The sequence below is a fragment of the Paenibacillus sp. NPDC057967 genome (genome assembly GCF_042887015.1).
GTDB lineage: Bacteria > Bacillota > Bacilli > Paenibacillales > Paenibacillaceae > Pristimantibacillus.
The window spans coordinates 191254-212374 of record NZ_JBHVQB010000007.1 but is presented as its reverse complement, the minus strand read 5'-3'; the positions used below and the strand labels follow the sequence as shown (position 1 = coordinate 212374).

19 protein-coding genes are annotated in these 21121 nt (G+C 52.0%); 16 read left to right on the top strand and 3 right to left on the bottom strand.

What is annotated here, in order from left to right:
* Positions 1-14 precede the first annotated feature (14 nt).
* Positions 15-1649, top strand: coding sequence for a DUF6382 domain-containing protein (locus tag ACFVSO_RS19445; protein ID WP_387476617.1), 1635 nt, complete (start codon positions 15-17; stop codon positions 1647-1649).
* Here the strand turns inward: ACFVSO_RS19445 and ACFVSO_RS19440 are convergent, their stop codons facing one another.
* The 3 genes from ACFVSO_RS19440 to ACFVSO_RS19430 all read right to left on the bottom strand — a co-directional run bounded on the left by ACFVSO_RS19440 (position 1650) and on the right by ACFVSO_RS19430 (position 3587).
* A complete protein-coding gene (locus ACFVSO_RS19440; RefSeq protein ID WP_387476615.1) occupies positions 1650-2552 on the bottom strand; it encodes a TIGR01777 family oxidoreductase in 903 nt (300 codons plus the stop codon).
* Between the two features lie 26 nt (positions 2553-2578).
* Positions 2579-3061: a hypothetical protein gene (locus ACFVSO_RS19435; RefSeq protein WP_387476613.1), complete on the bottom strand. Its 483-nt coding sequence runs from the start codon at positions 3059-3061 to the stop codon at positions 2579-2581.
* A gap of 88 nt (positions 3062-3149) precedes the next feature.
* The gene (locus ACFVSO_RS19430; protein WP_387476611.1) at positions 3150-3587 is read right to left on the bottom strand and encodes a DUF2621 domain-containing protein; all 438 of its coding nucleotides are present in this window, start codon (positions 3585-3587) and stop codon (positions 3150-3152) included.
* Positions 3588-3687: 100 nt separating this feature from the next.
* On the opposite strand from ACFVSO_RS19430, the gene ACFVSO_RS19425 reads away from it, so the two are divergent.
* From ACFVSO_RS19425 to cysT, 15 genes are all read left to right on the top strand, one after another.
* Complete coding sequence (locus ACFVSO_RS19425; RefSeq protein ID WP_387476609.1) at positions 3688-4818, top strand: deoxyribonuclease IV; 1131 nt, start codon at positions 3688-3690, stop codon at positions 4816-4818.
* A gap of 47 nt (positions 4819-4865) precedes the next feature.
* Complete coding sequence (purU, locus tag ACFVSO_RS19420) at positions 4866-5768, top strand: formyltetrahydrofolate deformylase (protein ID WP_387476607.1); 903 nt, start codon at positions 4866-4868, stop codon at positions 5766-5768.
* Between the two features lie 196 nt (positions 5769-5964).
* Complete coding sequence (gene tkt, locus ACFVSO_RS19415) at positions 5965-7983, top strand: transketolase (RefSeq protein WP_387476605.1); 2019 nt, start codon at positions 5965-5967, stop codon at positions 7981-7983.
* A gap of 51 nt (positions 7984-8034) precedes the next feature.
* Positions 8035-8352 (top strand): pyrimidine/purine nucleoside phosphorylase, encoded by a 318-nt coding sequence (ppnP, locus tag ACFVSO_RS19410; RefSeq protein ID WP_120108218.1) that lies wholly within the window; start codon positions 8035-8037, stop codon positions 8350-8352.
* Between the two features lie 195 nt (positions 8353-8547).
* On the top strand, positions 8548-9069 hold the full coding sequence (locus ACFVSO_RS19405; RefSeq protein ID WP_387476602.1) for a DUF420 domain-containing protein: 522 nt from the start codon (positions 8548-8550) through the stop codon (positions 9067-9069).
* A 147-nt stretch (positions 9070-9216) separates the two neighbouring features.
* The gene (locus tag ACFVSO_RS19400) at positions 9217-10566 is read left to right on the top strand and encodes a glucose-6-phosphate isomerase (RefSeq protein ID WP_387476600.1); all 1350 of its coding nucleotides are present in this window, start codon (positions 9217-9219) and stop codon (positions 10564-10566) included.
* A 27-nt stretch (positions 10567-10593) separates the two neighbouring features.
* Positions 10594-11226: a YigZ family protein gene (locus ACFVSO_RS19395; protein WP_387476598.1), complete on the top strand. Its 633-nt coding sequence runs from the start codon at positions 10594-10596 to the stop codon at positions 11224-11226.
* A 442-nt stretch (positions 11227-11668) separates the two neighbouring features.
* Positions 11669-12643, top strand: coding sequence for an MraY family glycosyltransferase (locus ACFVSO_RS19390; protein WP_387476917.1), 975 nt, complete (start codon positions 11669-11671; stop codon positions 12641-12643).
* 159 nt (positions 12644-12802) lie between these two features.
* Positions 12803-14572 (top strand): sensor histidine kinase, encoded by a 1770-nt coding sequence (locus ACFVSO_RS19385; RefSeq protein ID WP_387476596.1) that lies wholly within the window; start codon positions 12803-12805, stop codon positions 14570-14572.
* On the top strand, positions 14553-15608 hold the full coding sequence (locus ACFVSO_RS19380) for a response regulator transcription factor (RefSeq protein WP_387476594.1): 1056 nt from the start codon (positions 14553-14555) through the stop codon (positions 15606-15608). The genes ACFVSO_RS19385 and ACFVSO_RS19380 overlap by 20 nt, the downstream gene beginning before the upstream one ends.
* A gap of 198 nt (positions 15609-15806) precedes the next feature.
* Complete coding sequence (locus ACFVSO_RS19375) at positions 15807-17204, top strand: extracellular solute-binding protein (protein WP_387476592.1); 1398 nt, start codon at positions 15807-15809, stop codon at positions 17202-17204.
* A 69-nt stretch (positions 17205-17273) separates the two neighbouring features.
* The gene (locus ACFVSO_RS19370) at positions 17274-18158 is read left to right on the top strand and encodes a carbohydrate ABC transporter permease (protein ID WP_387476590.1); all 885 of its coding nucleotides are present in this window, start codon (positions 17274-17276) and stop codon (positions 18156-18158) included.
* Complete coding sequence (locus ACFVSO_RS19365; RefSeq protein WP_387476588.1) at positions 18155-18979, top strand: carbohydrate ABC transporter permease; 825 nt, start codon at positions 18155-18157, stop codon at positions 18977-18979. Before ACFVSO_RS19370 ends, ACFVSO_RS19365 begins: the two co-directional genes overlap by 4 nt.
* A gap of 51 nt (positions 18980-19030) precedes the next feature.
* A complete protein-coding gene (locus ACFVSO_RS19360) occupies positions 19031-20065 on the top strand; it encodes a Gfo/Idh/MocA family protein (RefSeq protein ID WP_387476586.1) in 1035 nt (344 codons plus the stop codon).
* A 247-nt stretch (positions 20066-20312) separates the two neighbouring features.
* Positions 20313-21119, top strand: coding sequence for a sulfate ABC transporter permease subunit CysT (gene cysT / locus ACFVSO_RS19355; RefSeq protein ID WP_387476915.1), 807 nt, complete (start codon positions 20313-20315; stop codon positions 21117-21119).
* Positions 21120-21121 lie beyond the last annotated feature (2 nt).

Below are 21121 nucleotides of genomic sequence, written 5' to 3'. Positions count from 1 at the left end.
AAGGAGGACTTAAGATGCGAAGGCTGCGCATGGATTTTGCCATGAACCGGGGACATGAGATGACGATTGACAGAGAGGACGGCATCAGCAGAAGCGAGCTGGATGAATTGGAGCTGCAGATGCTTCGCTCGCAGCGCATTCCTTATTTGCTTCCGATGGACTGGTATGAGATTGACGGAACCATCACGTTTCGTTACGAATTGACGGGCAGCAAAATGATGATTCACCGGCTACAGCAGGACATGCTGACTATGGAGCAGTACTACTCGTTGATTCTCGCTTTGACGGATGCCCTCCTGGAATGCAAAGAGTATATGCTTAGACCGGAAGGCTGCCTGCTGGGTGAGCAGTTTATGTTTATGGGCGAGAGATTCGGTGATATGAAGCTTGTATATGTGCCGCTGAAAGACCGGGGTGAGGAACGGTATTACGGGGAGGAACTATTGTCGCTCGCTGTTCGGTGGACTTCGTACGTAGAACCTCTCGATGGTGCGGGATTAAAACGGATTTTGCAATTGCTTCAGCATAACCGGGCTTCTCTGACAGAGCTCAGAGAGACGCTGCTGGATTTGATTGCGAGGGAGTCGCCGGTTATCCATAGACCAGCGGTAGATTATGCTCAACCGCCAAAATATTCAGTGGAGCGGAGCGCAGGATTGCCGCCTTATTCGGCTAATGCTACAGCCCAAATATCCAGGGAGCAGAGCAAGCAAGTTGCGAAAGAGTCGTTTCTTCAATCAGTAACGCCATCATCAGCCCCTGATATTTTGCCAATGCAGCAGCAAGAGTCTCATTCCATGCACAATAGGAATAAGGATGAGGTTATGAATTCCTACCATAAGCCAGAAGAACCTTCATGGTCTTATGAGGCGGATGAGGACGATGAAAACGACGTTGGCAAGGGGAGAGGGAAGTGGATTGCAGGGGCTGCATTTTTACTCGTCACAGCTTGCATCTGGGGGTTCCTCTATATGGATCAGCCGACGCAGCAAAACCTGCTGATCAGCTCCGGGCTGACTTTGTTTGCATTGGCGGGATTTATCATGATAAGAAAAAAAGGGAAGGACTTGCTCATGACAAAGAAGGAGCAGTCCGATATGGAAGAGGATTTCGAGCCGCATTCCAGCGTGCTTCCGTCCCGTTTTTCATGGAGCAAGCCGTCAGATGCCGTTGCACTCGAACTACCGCCGGCCACGACGGAATCGATGGGAAGCTATTCCGTGTCTAATCCAAAGCCGACCGCTAACGCTGAAGCGAGGGCTTCTCTCCCTCCGACGACACTGCTGGGTGCTAATGATCATGATCCGTCGCAAAAGACCGTTATGCTCGGTACTGGCGCGCGCAGCGCATGGCTTTCGCGGACGTGGAACGGCAAGGAAGAACAAATTGCGCTGGTGGCGGATCTGTTCAAAATCGGAAGATCCGGCGATGGGGTTGGCTATGCCGATCATGCGGATGGTATTTCGCGCCTTCATCTGGAGATTGAGCGAATCGACGGGACGCATCATGCAAAGGATCTAGGTTCCAGAAACGGGAGCCTGTTAAATGGCAAATTAATGGTCCCTTACAAAGCCTACAAGCTGGAGTTCGGAGACCGAATCCATCTTGCAGGTGATAAGGGACCCTTGTACGAATTGAAAACTGGTTAATTAGCGGCCTGCGAGTTGACGCATGGCGCTGTCAACCGTTGGATAGCGGAACGAGTAGCCAGTTTGAAGCGCCTTCTTGGGCTTGGCGAGCTGGCCATCCAATAGCAAGGTGGACATTTCTCCGAATAGAAGCCGCATCATAGGTGCCGGTACGGGAAACCAATGAGGCCGTCCGAAAGCCCGGCCGACGGCTCTGCCGAACTCGTCGTTTGTAACGGGATCCGGAGCGGACCCGTTGACTGGGCCGTGAACTTCATTGTTATCCAGGCAATGCAGGATCAGGCCGACCATATCTTCGATATGTATCCAGGACAAGCCTTGCTTGCCGCTGCCAACTCTGCCTCCGGCGAATAGCCGGTAGGGAAGGGCCATAAGCGGGAATGCACCGCCTTTGCGATCCAGGACGACGCCGATACGCAGCTTTACTAGCCGCTCTGCCGGTATGGCATCTGCAGCAGCTTCCCATTCGCGAACAACTTCGGATAGAAAATCGGTGACGGCTGTCGGGCTGTCTTCATCGAAGACTTCCGTAGCCGAAATGCCATATGCGGATATGCCGGAAGCATTGATGACAACGGCAGGCTTGCGTACAAGAGCATTCACCAGCTCGGCAACCTGAGCCGCCGCCCATTGTCTGGAGCGGAGAACTCGTTCCTTGGCTGCGGCATTCCATCTTTGATTAATGCTCTCGCCGGCCAGATTGATGATCGCATCGATCCCCTCCAGCTTGCCGGGCTCCCGTTGCAGTTGATCCCACGACACGGGTGTGACTCGCGGCGCAAGATCAGACGATCTGCCGCGGCCGCCTCTCGTGATGATCCATACTTCATTTCCCCGCTCCAGCAGGGCTTTCGTCAGCGCCTTTCCGATAAATCCGCTGCCTCCGGCAATGGCTACCCGCATACCGCACTCTCCTTAACATTGAGAAGTTACTGTACTGCTTCAAGCTTCGTCAGCCACAGCTGCTTGACGCTTGTATCGCCTTCAACTGCTTTTTCGGTATATTCGAATTTCACTTTGGCATCTGCAGGCAATTCATCAACGACATCTCGAAGCTCCTCCGGAATGCGGTAAGCGCCTGCTCCGCTATCGGTTGTGATTTCCAACGAGTTGGAATCGATAAGGCCTGTATAAGTGCCCTCCGCGCTAATTGGAGCAGACTCGGCAGGAGTGCCATTGTTATTATCTGTTGAGGAATTGTCGTCATCGTCATTGGACGGAGCGCCTGGCTCCTGTACGCCATTGTTGTCCGGGAGCTGGTCGACTGGGGAACCGGATTCGCTGTTATTTGGGCTCCCGCTGCTGCTCGGATTGTTGGCATTTGCACCGCATGCGGACATGGTCAGCATGACAGCCAGCAGCAGCGCTCCGGCAGTTGCGGCTTTCTTGCGTTTCTTGTTTGTTAAGTTCATAGATGAAGCACCTCCTGTATACTAAAACGAAATAAAGCGCTCTGAGGTTGCATAAATGTCAGACAGAGCTGCCACTTGGCAGCTCTGTCTATTTGTTCAGCAGATGCTGATATGGCATATAATCGATCCCTTTTTTGTCCAAAAAGTGGACGAGGCTGCGGTAATCCCGCTTCGGTGTAGCCCGTATGTAGCCCTCGATGCAATGCTCTTTCGTAACGGTTTTGGCGCCTTGCTCGATAGCGACCTGACCGATTTTTGCGGCTATAGAATGTTTGGCGATATCCCGGAATGCCTGCGGCACTGGAGACACCAGCTCATCTAGAAACTGCTTGGCTTCCTCGCCCCACATGCTGCGGCTGCGTTCAACCCAATAGTTCTGCCAATCCAGCTTGGACTTCCCGTCTCTCATCGGAAGAACCTTCAGAAATTTACGGAACATGAAAAAACCGCCTATGGACATGGCAATAACCATGACTACGGCCCAAAAAACGATGAAATACATGAACCAATTCGGCGCTGTGCCCATTGTAACTGTCACCTCAATAATGAATTATAGCGTATTCCTAGATTTATTTCGACATTCCTTGTAAAATAAGGTTTGATCAACCGAAAGGGGCGAAAGTAACATGTTGAAAATAGGTTCCCACGTATCATTTTCGGACAAGGGTCTTCAGACTGCTGCGAAGGAAGCCATGACTTACGGCTCCGGCACGTTCATGATCTATACCGGGGCACCGCAGAATACACGGCGCAAACCGATTGAATCGCTATATATCGAAGAAGGCAAGGCGCTTATGAACAAAGCCGGCATCGAGGAAATCGTTGTCCATGCGCCTTATATCATTAACCTGGGCTCCTACAAGGAGAACACGTTCGAGCTTGCTGTCAATTTCCTGCAGGAGGAAATTCGCCGTACCGATTATATCGGCGTGCGCAACATCGTCTTGCATCCCGGCGCATATACCGATAAGGATGCGGAGTTCGGCATCGCAAGAATCGCAGAAGGCTTGAATGAAGTGCTGGCGGGCACGAGCAACACAAACGTGAATATCGCACTGGAGACCATGGCGGGCAAAGGCACAGAGATTGGCCGCAGCTTCGACGAAATCGCAGCCATCATGGACAAAGTGACGTATAACGAGCGCCTGACAGTCTGCATGGATACATGCCATATGCATGACGCCGGGTATGACCTCATTAACGATCTGGACGGCGTGCTGGAGCAATTCGACCGCACCGTCGGATTGGACCGCGTCGCAGTTGTCCATATCAATGACAGCAAAAACCCAAGAGGAGCGGGCAAAGACCGTCATGCGCCGATCGGTGCGGGATGGCTTGGACAATCCGCGATTTCGAATATTGTTCATCATGAAGCGCTAAAGGGCAGACCGTTCATCCTGGAGACGCCGTGGATCGGCAAAGAGGACAAAACGGTACGTCCGATGTACGAGGTTGAGATCGCGCTTCTGCGCGGTGAAGTGAGAAATCGCTTCGGTGAAGAATTCCTGGAGGATGTGGAACGTCTGCATCATTTCTTCGGGAAGCAAGAGATTGATTCCCGTCAATTTGTGATTGATGTCTGGACGCTGCTGAAGAACGATGCCAAGGCGAAAAAAGCCGATCCGCGCGAGCCGATGGAGCGTCTGTACGATATGATTATTGCCGAAGGCGTATTGTCCAGAGATCTTGCAGAAGAGCAGGTGAACCAGCGCCTGACGGCATGGTTCGCAGGCAAGGCGTTCCTGGCACAGGCTTAACTCATCCAAGCAGATACAAAAATATTTTAGAAAAGGAAGATTATCGTATGTCATCTCCATCCAATCAAGTGCAGCGTACGAACGGAGCGCAAGATAAGAGCGGACGCGCACGCATGCTGATTTCTTGTCCGGACCGTCCCGGCATCGTAGCCGCTGTGTCTCATTTTCTGTATGAGCATGGTGCGAATATCGTGCAATCCGACCAATATACCATGGACCCGGAGGGCGGCATGTTCTTCATTCGTTTTGAGTTCGATCTGAACGATTTGGAGAAGGAGCTGCCGGTTCTTGTAGAAGATTTTGCGCGTGTTGCCGACCGCTTCGAGATGAAGTGGCACACGTTCCGCGCAAGCCGCAAGAAGCGCCTTGCGATTCTGGTCTCCAAGGAAGAACATTGCTTGCTGGAGCTGCTGTGGCAGTGGCAGGCGGGCGATCTGGATGCCGATATCGCCATGGTTATCAGCAACCATCCCGATATGCGCAGCCTTGTCGAATCATTCGGCATTCCGTTCCATCATGTGCCGGTTACGCCGGATACGAAGGCGGAAGCCGAGCGCAAGCAGATGGAGCTGGTTGCGGACAAAGCAGATATTATCGTGCTGGCCCGCTATATGCAGATTGTATCGCCAAAATTTATCGAGCATTTCCCGAACCGCATCATCAATATTCATCACTCCTTCCTGCCTGCGTTCGTAGGCGGCAAGCCTTATGCGCAAGCCTATAAACGCGGCGTGAAAATTATCGGAGCGACTGCTCACTACGTGACGGAGGAGCTGGATGGCGGTCCGATCATCGAGCAGGACGTACAGCGCGTCAGCCACCGCGACAATGTCGAGGATCTGAAGCGGATTGGCCGCACGATCGAGCGTGTCGTTCTTGCGCGAGCCGTCAAGTGGCATATTGAAGACCGCGTCCTGGTTCACCAGAACAAGACAGTTGTATTCAATTAATCGCGAGTGATACAATATTCAAAACTTTTAACCTCATTGACCCACTAGATTAGCGGAACTAAAATGTAGCTTATGAAACAAGTTTTGCTTCACAAAAACTTAAGCTACTGCTTACGAGGCAAGTTTTGCTATACAAAACTTAAGCGACTGCTTACGAAGCAAGTTTTGCTTTACAAAACTTTTAGGAGGATTCAAAATGACCGTTACTCAAAAATCAATCGACCAACTCTCTATCGATACAATCCGCACGCTTGCAATTGATGCAATCGAAAAGGCTAACTCCGGACATCCGGGCATGCCGATGGGCGCAGCTCCGATGGGCTACCAATTGTTCGCGAAAAATATGAAGCATAACCCGTCGAACCCGACTTGGGTGAACCGCGACCGTTTCGTCCTGTCCGCAGGACACGGATCCATGCTGCTCTACAGCTTGCTTCACCTCTCCGGCTATGACCTGCCGATGGAAGAGCTGAAAAACTTCCGTCAATGGGGTTCCCTGACTCCGGGTCACCCTGAATTCGGCCACACTGCAGGCGTAGACGCGACGACTGGACCGCTGGGACAAGGCGTAGCGATGGCTGTAGGCATGGCGATGGCAGAAGCGCATCTGGCAGCTGTCTACAACAAAGAAGGATTCAATCTCATCAATCACTTTACTTATTCCATCTGCGGCGACGGCGACCTGATGGAAGGCATTTCGCATGAAGCGGCTTCCATGGCGGGCCACTTGCAACTGGGCAAGCTTGTCGTGATGTATGATTCCAACGACATCTCCCTGGACGGCGCCCTGAACCTGTCTTACTCCGAGTCGGTTCAGAAGCGTTTTGAAGGCTACGGCTGGCAAGTGCTTCGCGTAGAGGACGGCAATGATCTGAATGCACTGTCCGCTGCAGTAGCAGAAGCGCAAGGCGAGCTTTCTAAGCCAACGCTGATCGAAGTGAAGACGATGATCGGATACGGCAGCCCGAACAAAGGCGGCAAAGGCGGTCATGGAGGAACTCACGGCTCGCCGCTTGGTGCGGAAGAAACGAAGCTGACGAAGCAATATTACGGCTGGTCCGAAGATCATCAGTTCCATGTGCCGGATGAAGTGCGCGCTCACTTCTCAGAAGTGAAGAGCGCAGGCGAGCAAGCCAACTCCGAGTGGAACGCGCTGCTTGATTCGTACAAAGAAGCTCATCCTGAGCTTGCGAAGCAATTCGAACTGGCGATCGCAGGCGAGCTTCCAGAAGGCTGGGATGCTGAGCTTCCAGCTTACACGACAGAGGACAAGCCTGTGTCCACACGTGTTGCTTCCGGCAATGCGCTGAACGCTCTGGCGAAACGCGTACCGAATCTGGCAGGCGGCTCCGCTGACCTGGAGAGCTCCACGATGACTCATCTGAAGGGCATCGAGCAATTCAAGCCAGGCAGCTACGACGGCCGCAATATCTACTACGGCGTTCGTGAATTTGGTATGGCTGCGGCAATGAACGGTATCAGCCTGCATAGCGGCATCAAAGTGTTCGGCGGTACGTTCTTCGTATTCACAGACTACCTGCGCCCAGCTATCCGCCTGGCGGCTTTGATGAACCTGCCGGTAACTTACGTGCTTACGCATGACAGTATCGCTGTCGGCGAAGACGGCCCAACGCATGAGCCGATCGAGCAGCTTGCTTCGATCCGTATCATTCCAGGCCTTACAGTTATCCGTCCTGCCGATGCAAACGAAACATCCGCGGCATGGGCATATACAGTTGAGAACCAATCGAATCCGGTCGCGCTTGTACTGACTCGTCAAAACCTGCCGATTCTTGAAGGCACAGTAAGCGGAGTACGTGATAACTTGCGCAAAGGCGCTTATGTCGTGTCCGATGCGGCGGGTGGCAAGCCTCAAGCACAAATTCTGGCGACAGGCTCCGAGGTTCAACTGGCAGTAGCCGCTCAAAAAGCGCTGGCTGATGAAGGCATTCAAGTTCGCGTCGTCAGCATGCCGAGCTGGGATCTGTTCGAGAAACAATCGAAGGAATACCGCGACTCCGTTATTCTGCCGGACGTGAAAGCTCGCCTTGCTATCGAGATGGCGCATCCGTTCGGTTGGGAACGCTACACGGGCGACCAAGGCGATATCCTCGCCATCGACCGTTTCGGCGCATCCGCTCCTGGCGACCGCGTAATCAAGGAATACGGTTTTACGGTCGAGAACGTCGTAAGCAAAGTAAAAGCTTTGCTGTAAGCCGCGGCTTTCTTGGATCTTGATTCTATATCATAAAGGAGCATCTTCATTATGTCGCAATTCGAAAATGTAACAGTCGTCAAAAAAGCCAATGTCTACTTTGACGGCAAAGTCACAAGCCGTGCGGTTCTGTTCGCAGACGGCACCAAAAAAACGCTGGGCATTATGCTGCCGGGAGATTATGAGTTCGGTACGGATTGCGTGGAGATTATGGAAATTCTCGCAGGTGATCTGAAAGTGCTTCTGCCAGGCGAGACAGAATGGCGCCATATTCAAGGCGAAGGTGAGTTCACGGTTCCGGCCAACACGAAATTCAAGCTTCAAGTTGCCGAAGTAACGGACTACTGCTGCTCGTATATTTACGAATAAGCCGGAAATCGGGAACAGGGCCGTGTCGCATATGCGATGCGGCCCTCTCCATTTGTAAGGAGCCAACCCCGGAAAGAGTCGTTTTTTTGTGACATTCGGGGCTGTATTCGCGTTGTGCCGTATGGGTCAAATGGGCTAAAGTAGTAGCATGCACAATAGTCTCTTGTGTACCCATGAAGGAGGATTACATCCACGATGAAAGAAAGAAACTATACCCCGATTGTCGCTGTGCTAACAGTCGTCATTGTCGCGCTGGTGGCCATTCTGTTCTTCCTGCCGGCGTATCACGGCGAAGTAGGATTCGACGTGAAGATTCTGCCTCTGCTGAACGCGATTTTCAACAGCTTTACGTTCCTGGCGCTAGTGGTTGCCTTGATTGCGATTTTGAGAAAAAACGTACGTATGCACCGCACGTTTATCGGACTGGCCTTCGGAACGACAACACTGTTCCTGGTGTCCTACGTCACGTATCATTACTTGACGGAATCGACGCCTTACGGCGGCGAAGGCATTCTGAAGACGATCTATCTGTTCATTCTGCTGACGCATATTGTACTGGCGATTGTTGTAGTGCCGCTTGCGCTGCTCTCGCTGGCAAGAGGAATTTCGGGCCAGGTAGAGAAGCACCGCAAGATTGCGCGTTGGACGATGCCGATCTGGCTCTATGTCAGCTTGACGGGCGTTATCGTCTATCTGATGATATCCCCGTACTATTAAGCCTGTGAAAATGCGTGGTCTTCATCTAGATTTCACGTACGATAAGCTTGTTTTTGGGATGAATATTCGCTATTCTTAATGAAAAGTTGAACGCTCTGTTTCGTATGGGCGCGGCAGCTTCGTACATTTTGGGAGGTAGTTATAACGATGAGCAATACGGTGAAGTTCGATTACAGCAAAGCGTTGTCCTTCGTTGGACAGCATGAAATCGATTATTTGACGGATCAAGTTCGCGTGGCACATGACCAGCTTCATAACGGTACGGGCGCAGGCTCGGATTACCTGGGCTGGATTGACCTGCCTGCGAATTACGATAAAGAAGAGTTCGCGCGCATTAAGAAAGCGGCGGAGAAAATTCAAAATGATTCCGAAGTGCTGATCGTTATCGGCATTGGCGGTTCTTACCTGGGCGCGCGCGCAGCGATCGAGATGCTGTCGCATTCGTTCTACAACGTGCAGTCGAAGGAACAGCGCAAGACGCCTCAAGTGCTGTTCGCGGGCAACAACATCAGCTCTACATATGTGACGCATCTGTTGCAGTTGCTTGAAGGCAGAGATTGGTCGATCAACGTCATCTCCAAATCCGGCACAACGACAGAGCCTGCGATCGCATTCCGTATTTTCCGCGCTGAGCTGGAGAAGAAATACGGCAAGGAAGAGGCCCGCAAGCGCATCTACGCTACTACGGACAAAGAGAAGGGCGCTTTGAAAAAACTTTCGAGCGAAGAAGGCTACGAGTCCTTTATCATTCCTGACGACGTAGGCGGACGTTATTCCGTTCTGACGGCTGTTGGCTTGTTGCCAATCGCAGTAGCGGGCATCGATGTCGACGCTATGATGAAGGGCGCGGCTGACGCTTCCGAGGTGTATGCCAACCCGAACCTGGCTGAGAATGAAGCTTACCAATATGCGGCAGTTCGCAATGCATTGTATCGCAAAGGTAAAGAAACAGAAATCCTTGTCAACTACGAGCCTTCCCTGCATTTTGTATCGGAGTGGTGGAAGCAGCTGTACGGCGAGAGCGAAGGCAAGGATTACAAGGGCATCTACCCGGCTTCCGTCGACTTCTCGACTGACCTGCATTCCATGGGCCAATTCATCCAAGAGGGCAACCGCAACATCTTCGAAACCGTTATTCAAGTGGGTGAAGTTGCGGAGCACATTGAGATTCAGCATGATGCGGATGACCTGGACGGACTGAACTTCCTGACGGGCAAAACAATGGATTTTGTTAACAAAAAAGCGTTCGAAGGCACGCTTCTTGCACATACAGACGGCCAAGTTCCAAACCTGATCGTGAACATTGCTGACATGACGCCGTACACGTTCGGCTACCTGGTATACTTCTTCGAGAAGGCTTGCGGCATCAGCGGCTACCTGTTGGGTGTGAATCCGTTCGACCAACCGGGCGTTGAAGCTTACAAGAAGAACATGTTTGCTCTGCTGGGCAAGCCTGGCTTCGAGAAGGAAAAAGCCGAGCTTGAAGCGCGCCTGTAATCGGCGCCAGCCGGGAGCATTCGGCGTATGCTGAACAGATACAGGACGGTTAGAGCGGAAGCGAATGCGGAGGTCGTAATTAAGCGATCCCGCTTTATCGGCCATGCGAAGCCTGTAGAGACGGAGGAGGAGGCAGTCGCTTTTATCGATGAGATTAAGCGACTGCACCGCTCCGCCACTCATAACTGCTCTGCTTATATGGTCGGCGAGCGCGACCAGCACCAGAAGGCTTCCGATGACGGGGAGCCAAGCGGCACGGCGGGCAAGCCTATCCTTGAGGTAATCAAGAACAAAGGCCTCAAAAACGTCGCAGTCGTCGTTACCCGTTACTTTGGCGGCATCATGCTGGGGGCTGGCGGCCTCGTCCGTGCCTATACGGATGGAGCGGTAGCGGGCATTGAGGCAGCAGGCGAAATTGAGCTTGTTTTGCACCGGGAAGTGTTCGTTGAGGTAGACTATACGTGGTACGGGAAGCTTGAGAATGAGCTTCACGGCCGCGGCACGCGCCTTGGCGGGACGGAGTTCACCGACAAGGTCATCGTACTATGCTTGCCGGAGGTGCCGGAAGCGGACGCCTTTATCGCGTGGATGACCGATCTCACGCAAGGCCAGGCTGCTATTCGCACGGGTGAGGAACGGTATTATATCGAAGGTGAGTAAGCAGCCTTCTTTTCAGGATAGGTGCATACAAGGAGTTGTCCTTTCAATCGAACAATTCTCTTACGACAGCTGCAGCTGAGGGTTAAGCTGCTCTGTTGAAGGGGGAGGTTCATTTGGAAGGGACAGCTCTTTTTTATGAGAGGAGGGGAAGAGGAGTAGAATGAGACTGAAATAATGTTGCCAGAAACGCTTAAATCGCCTCGATCGTCGTAAATCCCGAAATAGCATTACTAGAAAATCTTAATCTGCCTTAGCGTCGCAAGACCCGGAATCATGCTGCTAGAAGCAAAAAATCCCCAAATAACTCACTGCAACTCCTCCTATCACATGATTACTCCCTAATGCTTAAAAAATATTAATCTACCACCCCCTTCATTCCACTCTACCAAAAGTCGACATTTTACTAGAGGGGTTGTATAATTATCGTGATCTATATCGATTAATGGTGGTGACTTGTATTTTTTACGTACTTGCTTTTGTCATGTCGTTTCTTATCGTATATGTGTTGATACCGCCGTTCAGTCGGCTGGCGTTCAAGCTTGATTTTGTGGACAAGCCCCGGAAGGACGTGGAGCGCAAGCTTCATCGGGAGCCTATTCCACTAACGGCCAGCTTTGCCATCTTCATTGGCTTTTTCATTACCTATATCGCGATTGCGAGAGAGATAAATTGGGAGACCGGCGCCTTGTTCCTGGGCGGCGTCCTGCTGCTTACGATCGGCACGATCGACGACTGGTACAAGACGAAGGGCAAGGACTTCCCGGCGCTTCCGAAAATGCTGGTGCAAGTATCAGCCGCCGTATTGGTCTATCTGTCGGGCAACGTATTCACTGGCTTCTTCAACCCTTTCTCCGGTGAATATGTGGTGCTTCCGGTTATTCTGCAGTTTGTGCTGACGATTCTATGGATTTTCGGCGTAACGACGGTTATTAACTTCTCTGACGGTCTGGACGGTCTCGCAGGAGGCTTGTCCGCGATCTCCGGCATTACGCTGTTTGTTGTAGCCCTGACAATGGGGCAGTCGAACTCTGCGATGATGGCGATCATTCTGGTCGGGGTAACGCTTGCGTATCTTCGCTTCAACAAACCTCCTGCCAAAGTGTTTATGGGCGACGCGGGCGCGACGTTCCTGGGCTTCTTGCTAGCGGTTATCGCGCTGGACGGAGCGTTCAAGCAAGCGACGATTCTGTCGTTGTTCATTCCGATATTGGCGATCGGCGTGCCGATCTTCGACAATATCTTTGTTGTGATCAAGCGCTTCCTGCAAGGCAAAGCGATCTATGAAGCCGACGCTAGCCAGGTTCATTACCGGCTGCTGCGCGCAGGCCTGAACAATAAGCAGGCGCTAATGGTGCTATGCCTGGTGAGTACATGCTTTGGGCTGTCATCGATCATTCTAATGCTGGTGCAAATTTAAACAAATTGAATACCTGAAAAGGGCTGTCCAAGGTCGATTCCAAAGACCTAAGGACAGCCCTATTGCATGAGGGCGTGACATTTCCCCCGAGGAACATGCTATAATACTGCATTATTGCTCCGACAGCTTGTCATCTACCTCAGAATTGGAGGGGCTTACATGAAGCGGCTAGTGCAGATGCTTGTGAAAAGACTGATGGACCGCCGATTTTTTACGAAAATATTCATTTCGATCTTGATCGTTTCGTTCATCGGAGTGTTCAGCCTGGTCTATATTTATCAGCAGTATTATCAGGGCATGATTACGGATAACGAGCTGGACCGGACGCAGAGATCGATTAATCAGGCCGGCTATAATCTGGACAATCAGCTTCGACGGGTTGTGCAGAACGTTCAGTATTTCTTTTATTATTCGGAGAATAGCGTGGAGATCGATGACGCGTCAGACGTCGAGCGGCTGCAGCATAAGCTGGAGGCGTTCCGGACGCAATACTCCAGCGAGCTGGAATCGGTCTTCCTGTTCATCAAGGAGGATAGGGAGGAAGGGCAGGAGACGATCATCCATGATACAGGGCTGGATCGAGTGCCTGATATCGATTACCGCAATCAGACATGGTACAAGCATTTTCTCGTCCAAGAGACAGATATCTGGTCAAAGCCGACAAAGGAGCATCTCTTCTACCAGGACCGCTCCTATACGTCGATCTATCTGATGATGGGCAAATACGATATGGACGGGCGCGACGGCATGCTCGTCGTCAGGCTGAACGGCAAGATGTTCAGCGATGCGTTCCGCTTGCTTGCGACCAACGACCTTATGCTTGAACTGAAGGACGCGAAGGGGCATATCGTCTATTCGTCCTTCCCGGACGGCTCGGGCGCTGGCGACGCGATGTACTTGAAGACGGAATCCAAGCTGAACTACAGCGGCTTCGAGGTTCAGGCGTATACGAATAAGAAGGCGATCCTGGACAAAGTAAGGCAAATTCAGATCGTCCATCCGCTCGTGATTATCGTCATTCTGCTCATTACGCTTGTGATGTCGTTTCTGCTCACCTGGATGCTGACGCAGCCGATCAAGAAGCTGCTCCAGCTCATGAAGAAGGTCGAAATCGGTGACCTTGATGTGCGCTTCACTAGCAAATATACGGATGAGATCGGACTGCTCGGCCGGAATTTCAACAAGATGCTCGCCAATCTGTCCGAGATGATCGACAGAGTGTATGTGGTGGAGATGGAGAAAATCAATGCGGAGGTCAAGCAGAAGGACGCCATGCTGCTGGCGATGCAGCATCAGATCAATCCTCACTTTCTGTACAATACGCTAGAGGTCATCAATTGCCAGGCGATTCTTCATGAAGCGCCGCCGATCAGTCGGATGAGCCGGGCGATGGCGGATTTCTTCCGCTACACCATTGATAATCCGAAGGCGGAGGTGGAGTTGCGGACGGAGATTGAGCATGTGCGGACGTATTTGGACATCCAGCGGGAGCGCTATCCTGACATTGAGATTGATATGGACGGTCTGGAGCCGTTCGGGGGCTATCCGATTGTGAAGCTGACGCTGCAGCCGATTGTAGAGAACGCTTTCCTGTATGCATTCGCCGGGGAACGGGACTACTATCTAAAAATCTATGCGGAAGACTGCGACGAGCAGACGTATGCTCTCTACATCGAGGATAACGGACAGGGAATGGATGAGCAGGCGATGGAAGCGATGAATCAGCTTTTCGAAAGCGAGGCTGAAGAGGTGCCTGAGCAGGATGACAGCCGCAGACGGGGCATCGGGCTATTGAATGTGCAGCAGAGAATCAGATTGCGTTACGGCAATGGTTATGGGCTGCTGCTGGAGGAATCCATGACAGGCGGAGTGACGGTGCGGATCAAGCTGCCGAAGGAGGGCAAGGACTATGAAAATCTTAATCGTTGACGATGAGGTCGTCATTCGGAGGGGCATTATTAAGCTGCTGGAGCAGTCCGGCGGCAGCATGATCGAGATCGACGAGGCGCGCAATGGCGAGGAAGCGTTGATGTGCATCGGCCTCAGCAAGCCCGACATGATCTTGACCGATATCCAGATGCCTGTCATGGACGGGCTGCAGTTGATCGCCAGAGTCCGGGAGCGGCATCCAGACATGGCGATTGTCGTGCTGAGCGGGTATGCGGAGTTCCAATACGTGCAGCAGGCGCTGCGCCATCAAGTATCCGACTACTTGCTTAAGCCAGTGACGGCGGAGATGCTGCAGGAGGTGATCTCGCGCGTCTTGCTGAACGATCCCTCGAAGTGGATGGCAAGCATGGACGCGGCTAGCATCCGCCTGATGAAGGATACTATAGCGATGCTCATCAAAAGCCTCATGGCCGAAAATAGGACGGAATGCGACGCGCTGATCGACGCGTGGGGCGTTCATCTGCAAGAGGGGGATTATTCACTGCTGGAGATGAAGCGGATTATGGGTCACTTTGGGCTGGCCTTCCGGGCGGAGCTGCTGCTTGTGCATAAGCGATCGGCCGGAGACGAGAGCAACCCCGCTTCCAGACCTGCCGCTACGCTGGAGGAGCTGCTGCGTAACTGGAAGGATTATCTTTCCGAGATCATCAGCATCGTAGCGGACAGCCGTGCGCCGCGCAACAAACGCGTTGTAGAGGATGCCATTGCCATGATCGACCGTCAGTACGGCGATGCGGCATTGAATTTATCCGTGCTCGCAGAACATGGCGGTTTAAGCACCGCCTATTTGAGCAAAATATTCCGTGAGGTTATGAAAAAGCCCATTACCCAATATATAAGCGAATATCGTTTGGAGAAGGCGAGGGAAATGCTGTTGCGGGAGGAAGCTGCCAAAATCAATCTGATCGCAGAGAACTGCGGCTTCAACGACTATCCCTATTTCTCGAAAATTTTCAAAAAATATTACGGTGTATCGCCGCTGGAATATAAAGAAAAAAATAGCAGCCAAGTGTAACGAACCTTCACATGAAGGTTTGTTTTTTGTTTAAAAAGCTTAGTTTAGTTTTCAGAAGACAAGAGCGGACGTTCCAATACATTGTTGAAACCGCTTTATCGGTCTATTATTTGAACTATCCCTACCGGGCACAAAGAAAAATACGGTAGAGAGCGTCAAGTTAGCTTACACAAATCAAAGACAGAGGAGTGTCAGGCAATGTTGAAAAGATGGACACAAATCGTGGCGGTAGTATTGCTGGTCGCGATGATCTCCGCATGCGGAGCAGGCAATGGGGGCAACGGAACGAGCAAGGGGAACGGCAATGAAGGCAGCGGGAACGGAGGAGCGCCAAGCGGCGCGACGGATACGCTGGAGGCTTGGGGCGAGACCATTAAGAGCCAATACGGCGGAGATACGCTCAATCTTGCATTTGCGAGTCATCCGTCTACAGAATCCTTCCAGAAGCTGACCAGCGACTTCGAGAAGCTGACCGGGATCAAAGTGAAGTGGGAAGTGATGGAGGAGACCTACCTGAAGAACAAGCAGTTGCTTGACTACACAGGAAAAACAGGCAGCTACGATGTGCTGATGGTCGATGGTTTCTGGATGAGCGAATACGGCGCGAAGAAGGTTATAGAGCCGCTGGACGCTTATCTCTCCAATGAGAACAAGACGCCAGCTTGGTTCGACTACGAGGATATCGTACCGGCTTACCGCAATGGCATCAGCAAGTACGACGGCAGCGTATACGGCATTCCGACCGCTGGCGAGACGCGGTTCATCGCGTACCGGAAGGACTTGTTCGACAAGTACGGCAAGCAGCCGCCGGCAACGATGGATGAGTTCCTGGAGCTGGCTCAATTTTTCAACAGCAAGGAAGACGGCCTGTACGGCGTGTCCATGAGAGCGCAGCGCGGCGTTCATGCAGCATCGGGTTTGATGACGGTGATGTACAACTTCGGCGGCGGCTTCCTGAACCAACAGACAGGTGACGTAACGATGACCGATCCGAAGACGGTTGAAGCGCTTCAGTTCTACGTAGATTTGTTGAAAAATGCTCCGAAGGACGTTGTGTCCTACACGCATGAAGAAGCATTGTCGGCTTTCATGACAGGCAGAACGGCCATGTGGCTGGATGCCACAGCGCTGGCGAAGCGGATTCTGGACCCTGCAAGCTCGCAGGTGTACGACAAAGTTGGTTTTGCACCAACGCCGGAAGGTCCTGAAGGCAAAGCAAGTGCGCTTGCAGGCTGGAACATGTCGATCTCATCGCAATCAAAAAACAAAGATGCGGCATGGGCATTCATCGTCTATATGAACAGCAAGCAAAACGCAAAAGCCTATGTTGACGGCGGCGGCGTACCAGTCCGAACGTCGATCTACGAAAACGAAGAGCTGGTAGCGGCTGATCCGTCCTACCCGGTACAATTGGCAGCGTTGAGCGATGCGAACGTGCTGGTAGAGAAGGGGATCTCCTGGATTCCGCCGCATGAGAAGCTGGGCCAAATTTTGGACCGTGTCGGCTACTATGTGAGCGCAGCGATGTTCGGAGAGATGACGGTACAAGATGCAGCGGCGAAAGCACAGACAGAGCTTGAAGATATAACGCAATAACGGAACTGGCGGCCGGGCTGCGCAAGTGGGGGCGGTCCGGCCAGTTCATCAGCAAGGAAGGTGGCATCCATGATTCGCTCTTACTTTGAGAAACGGCCTCATCTGATTTATATTATGCCCGCCATCCTCATACTTGGCGCGCTCACGATTATACCAACGATATTCTTGTATGGGTTAAGTGTAACGAATTACGAGCTTGGCTATCCGACCTTCGATTTCGTCGGTCTTGAAAATTATATCCGGCTGTTCACCGGTAAGGATGCCGAATTCTGGTATTCGGTCGGCATCAGCCTCGGCTTCATGGTGCTGGCGACGGTCACCCAGCTTGCGCTTGGTTTCTGGCTGGCCGTGCTCCTCGACCGGGAGTTCAAGCTGAAATTTCTCGTCTTTGCCTGCATGATCGTGCCGGTGGCGATGACACCGAGTATTACCGGTCAGGTATGGAAGCTGATGATGAATGCGGAGTACGGCGTGCTCAACTACTTCCTGCAGTTTTTTGGCGGCAAAGTGATATGGCTCTCGGGGGAAAATGCATTCTGGTCGACGCTGTTCGTCGACATCTGGCAGAACACGCCGTTCGTGGCGCTGATCATCTATGCGGGTATGCGCTCGCTGCCGACCGATCCGTATGAGGCCGCTGCCATAGACGGCGCGGGCAAGTTGCAGACATTCCGTCATATTACGCTGCCGATGCTGTGGCCGATGATTTTGCTGGCGGTTATTTTCCGGGCGATTGACTCGCTTAAGATGTTCGATATTCCATACTCGCTCACACAAGGCGGTCCGGGCAGCTCTACAGAGTTCCTGAGTCTCCATATCTACAGGCTCGGCTTTGCGGGAACGGGCTGGATCGGACGTTCGGCTGCCGTATCGGTCGTCCTGCTTATATTAACGACGGTGATCAGCATGATTCTGATCAGGCTTTATCGGAAAGGAGTGGAGAATAAGGGATGAATCCGCTAGGGAATAAAAAACTGACGGTGGTGACGGCCGTTCTTCTCCTTATCGTATCCGTGTTCTGCATCTTCCCGTTCATCTGGATGCTTATTATTAGCCTCAAGACGGGGACGCAGACGTATGATCCAAGCATATGGATTTTTTCGCCGACCTTCGAGAATTACAAAAACATTTTTGAAAATCGGCATGCGCTTGATTATTTGAAGAACAGCTCGATTGTGGTGCTGCTGACGACGTTCATCTCGATCTTCATCGGCGGGATGGCGGCGTACGGATTTGCGAGATTCGAATTTAAGAAGAAGGAGAACCGCGCATTCTGGGTGCTGAGCCTGCGGATGCTGCCGCCGATGGCATCGGTCATTCCGATCTTCGTTATGGCCAGTTTGCTCGGCATTCTGGATACGCATCTGGTGTTGATCATCTGCTACATGCTGTTCAACATTCCGTTCACGATCTGGATGATGCGCAGCTTCTTCGAGGAAATTCCGGTTGCGCTGGAGGAAGCGGCCTTTGTCGACGGGGCATCAAGGTTCCAGGTGTTCATTCGCATTATCTTGCCGCTGGCTACCCCGGGACTGATTGCAACCTCGATCTTCTGTATTATCAACTCCTGGAATGAGTTCGTATTTGCGCTCTTCCTGACGAGCTCCGATGCGAGCACCTTGCCGACGACGGTAACTCTGTTCCTGTCTGTAAGCGGCGTCGTATGGGGCGAGATGTCCGCAATCGGCATCGTAACGATCTTGCCGGTACTGCTCTTTGCGATGATTGTGCAGAAATATATGATTCGCGGCCTTACCTTCGGCGGCGTGAAATAATAGCTTCTACTATACTAGCGACACAACAGATGATGAAAGGCGATGACATGGATGACAAAAATCAGAATGGGTATTGTTGGAGCAGGAACCTGGGGAGAGACGCATGCTTACATTTATAATGATCATCCGGGAGCCGAGGTAGCGGCCATCTGCGATATGAACAAGGAGCGCGCCGCGGCGCTTGCGGCCAAGTTCAATATTCCTGAATCCGGCATCTTCACGGACCACAGAGACATGCTGGAGCACGGCGATATCGATGCCGTTGCCATTGTAACGCCGGACTTTGCCCATACCCGCATCGCTGTGGATTGCGCCAATGCAGGCAAGCATTTCATTATCGAGAAGCCGCTGACGACATCGCGTGAGGAAGCGCTGGAGATTGTGGATGCGGTGGAGAAAAGCGGCGTGCGCATGATGGTAGACCTGCATAGCCGATGGAGCCCGCTATTCGCCATTCCGAAGCAATCAATCGTGGACGGTGAGATCGGTGAGCCATACAGCGCATACTATCGGTTAAACGATATTAAGTGGGTTGCTACTGATCTGCTCCCTTGGGCTGCGAAGTCCTCCATCCTCTGGTTCCTCGGCTATCATAGCGTCGATGTGCTTCGCTGGCTGTTCAACGATGAGGTGGAGCGGGTATATGCCGTATCCAGAGAAGGTGTGCTGAAGCAAGAGGGCGTAGATACCGTTGATATCTACCAGACGATACTGGAGTTCCGCGGCGGCGGCATCGCTACGATGGAGAATGGCTGGATTACCCCGAATACGAATCCGAACGTCAACGATATGAAGCTGAATATTACCGGCACAAAAGGGATGTTCAACATCGACCCTACGCATAGCCAAATGATGGAGCGGTTCACCGAGACGAAGGCCGATCGGCCGGATATGCTCGTGCGCCACTTCATTCACGGCAAGCCGAAAGGCTTCGCTTATGAGAGCATTCGTCACTTCATCGATCAGCTGATTACGGGCGAGCCGTTCTTCGTCACAATGGAAGATGCGTTCAATACGACAATGGTCATTCTGGCCATTATGGAATCGGCCAAAACGAGAACGCCGGTAAACGTACAATATATGTAAGAAGGCATGAAGGAAAAGCCATGGCCGCTGCACATCATAGCAGTGGTCATGGCTTTTTGTCGCTTGCATATATTGGTATAAAGAAAGGCTATCGAATTTATCATTTTTTCTTAAATAACCATTGACTTCCTTCTCCGGTGAATGCTACATTATTAATACCTAGTAAGTTAATAGGAATTGTGTAATTAGGCGGTTTAACACCTGCGGCTCGAGCCGATGGTTTGGAGGTTTAGTTATCGTGAATGCCATGTTTCGTGGAAGAGGATGGAGCTTCGGATTTCGATCTGCCATTATTCTTTATTTCATCTGTCTCATTGTATTGCCCATCTTCGGCATTTATACGCAGTCCTTTTCGCTCGGCTGGACGCCGTTCTGGGACAGTGTCTCCGATCCGCTTGCATGGAAGGCCGTGCTTCTCACGGTGAAGCTGGCAGTCATTGCGACCTTGATTAACATAGCTCTCGGTACGATGATCGGCTGGGTGCTTATTCGGTATCGTTTTCCCGGGAGAAGTTTTTTGAACAGCCTGGTCGACTTGCCGTTTGCTTTGCCTACCGCAGTCGGAGGGCTGTTGATTCTTCTGCTGCTCGGGCCAAATAGTCTGGTAGGTTCATTAGCGGCATCGGTTGGCATCGAAATCGTATTTCATGAACCGGCAATTGTGATTGCCATGCTTTTTGTAACATTTCCCTTTGTGATTCGCGCTATCCAGCCTCTGCTGGAAGAGCTCGACAAGTCCGAGGAGGAGGCTTCCTATACGCTTGGAGCATCCAAGGCGAAGACGTTTTTCAGCGTCATTCTGCCCACGATGCTGCCTGGCATTCTGAGCGGGGCCATGCTGGCATTCTCCAGAGGATTGGCGGAGTTCGGTGCAGTCGTGCTCGTCGCTGGCAACATTCCGGGGAAGACGCTTGTGGCATCGGTCTTTATATTTGGAGAAATCGAAAGCAATAATCCGCAAGGTGCTGCTGCCGTGTCGGTTATGCTGCTGACACTGTCATTCCTCATTCTATGGCTGGTCAATCTCCTGCAAGCTAGGAGGAGCGGCGCATGACG

What these genes read in the sequence shown, in the direction of transcription:
- ACFVSO_RS19395 (WP_387476598.1), top strand. Translation starts at nt 10,594, where the DNA reads ATGCTGAACAGATACAGGACGGTTAGAGCGGAAGCGAATGCGGAGGTC.
- ACFVSO_RS19445 (WP_387476617.1), top strand. Translation starts at nt 15, where the DNA reads ATGCGAAGGCTGCGCATGGATTTTGCCATGAACCGGGGACATGAGATG.
- ACFVSO_RS19390 (WP_387476917.1), top strand. Translation starts at nt 11,669, where the DNA reads ATGGTGGTGACTTGTATTTTTTACGTACTTGCTTTTGTCATGTCGTTT.
- ACFVSO_RS19365 (WP_387476588.1), top strand. Translation starts at nt 18,155, where the DNA reads ATGAATCCGCTAGGGAATAAAAAACTGACGGTGGTGACGGCCGTTCTT.
- cysT (WP_387476915.1), top strand. Translation starts at nt 20,313, where the DNA reads ATGTTTCGTGGAAGAGGATGGAGCTTCGGATTTCGATCTGCCATTATT.
- ACFVSO_RS19380 (WP_387476594.1), top strand. Translation starts at nt 14,553, where the DNA reads ATGAAAATCTTAATCGTTGACGATGAGGTCGTCATTCGGAGGGGCATT.
- ACFVSO_RS19405 (WP_387476602.1), top strand. Translation starts at nt 8,548, where the DNA reads ATGAAAGAAAGAAACTATACCCCGATTGTCGCTGTGCTAACAGTCGTC.
- ppnP (WP_120108218.1), top strand. Translation starts at nt 8,035, where the DNA reads ATGTCGCAATTCGAAAATGTAACAGTCGTCAAAAAAGCCAATGTCTAC.
- ACFVSO_RS19425 (WP_387476609.1), top strand. Translation starts at nt 3,688, where the DNA reads ATGTTGAAAATAGGTTCCCACGTATCATTTTCGGACAAGGGTCTTCAG.
- ACFVSO_RS19440 (WP_387476615.1), bottom strand. Translation starts at nt 2,552, where the DNA reads ATGCGGGTAGCCATTGCCGGAGGCAGCGGATTTATCGGAAAGGCGCTG.
- ACFVSO_RS19435 (WP_387476613.1), bottom strand. Translation starts at nt 3,061, where the DNA reads ATGAACTTAACAAACAAGAAACGCAAGAAAGCCGCAACTGCCGGAGCG.
- ACFVSO_RS19370 (WP_387476590.1), top strand. Translation starts at nt 17,274, where the DNA reads ATGATTCGCTCTTACTTTGAGAAACGGCCTCATCTGATTTATATTATG.
- purU (WP_387476607.1), top strand. Translation starts at nt 4,866, where the DNA reads ATGTCATCTCCATCCAATCAAGTGCAGCGTACGAACGGAGCGCAAGAT.
- ACFVSO_RS19430 (WP_387476611.1), bottom strand. Translation starts at nt 3,587, where the DNA reads ATGGGCACAGCGCCGAATTGGTTCATGTATTTCATCGTTTTTTGGGCC.
- tkt (WP_387476605.1), top strand. Translation starts at nt 5,965, where the DNA reads ATGACCGTTACTCAAAAATCAATCGACCAACTCTCTATCGATACAATC.
- ACFVSO_RS19385 (WP_387476596.1), top strand. Translation starts at nt 12,803, where the DNA reads ATGAAGCGGCTAGTGCAGATGCTTGTGAAAAGACTGATGGACCGCCGA.
- ACFVSO_RS19375 (WP_387476592.1), top strand. Translation starts at nt 15,807, where the DNA reads ATGTTGAAAAGATGGACACAAATCGTGGCGGTAGTATTGCTGGTCGCG.
- ACFVSO_RS19400 (WP_387476600.1), top strand. Translation starts at nt 9,217, where the DNA reads ATGAGCAATACGGTGAAGTTCGATTACAGCAAAGCGTTGTCCTTCGTT.
- ACFVSO_RS19360 (WP_387476586.1), top strand. Translation starts at nt 19,031, where the DNA reads ATGACAAAAATCAGAATGGGTATTGTTGGAGCAGGAACCTGGGGAGAG.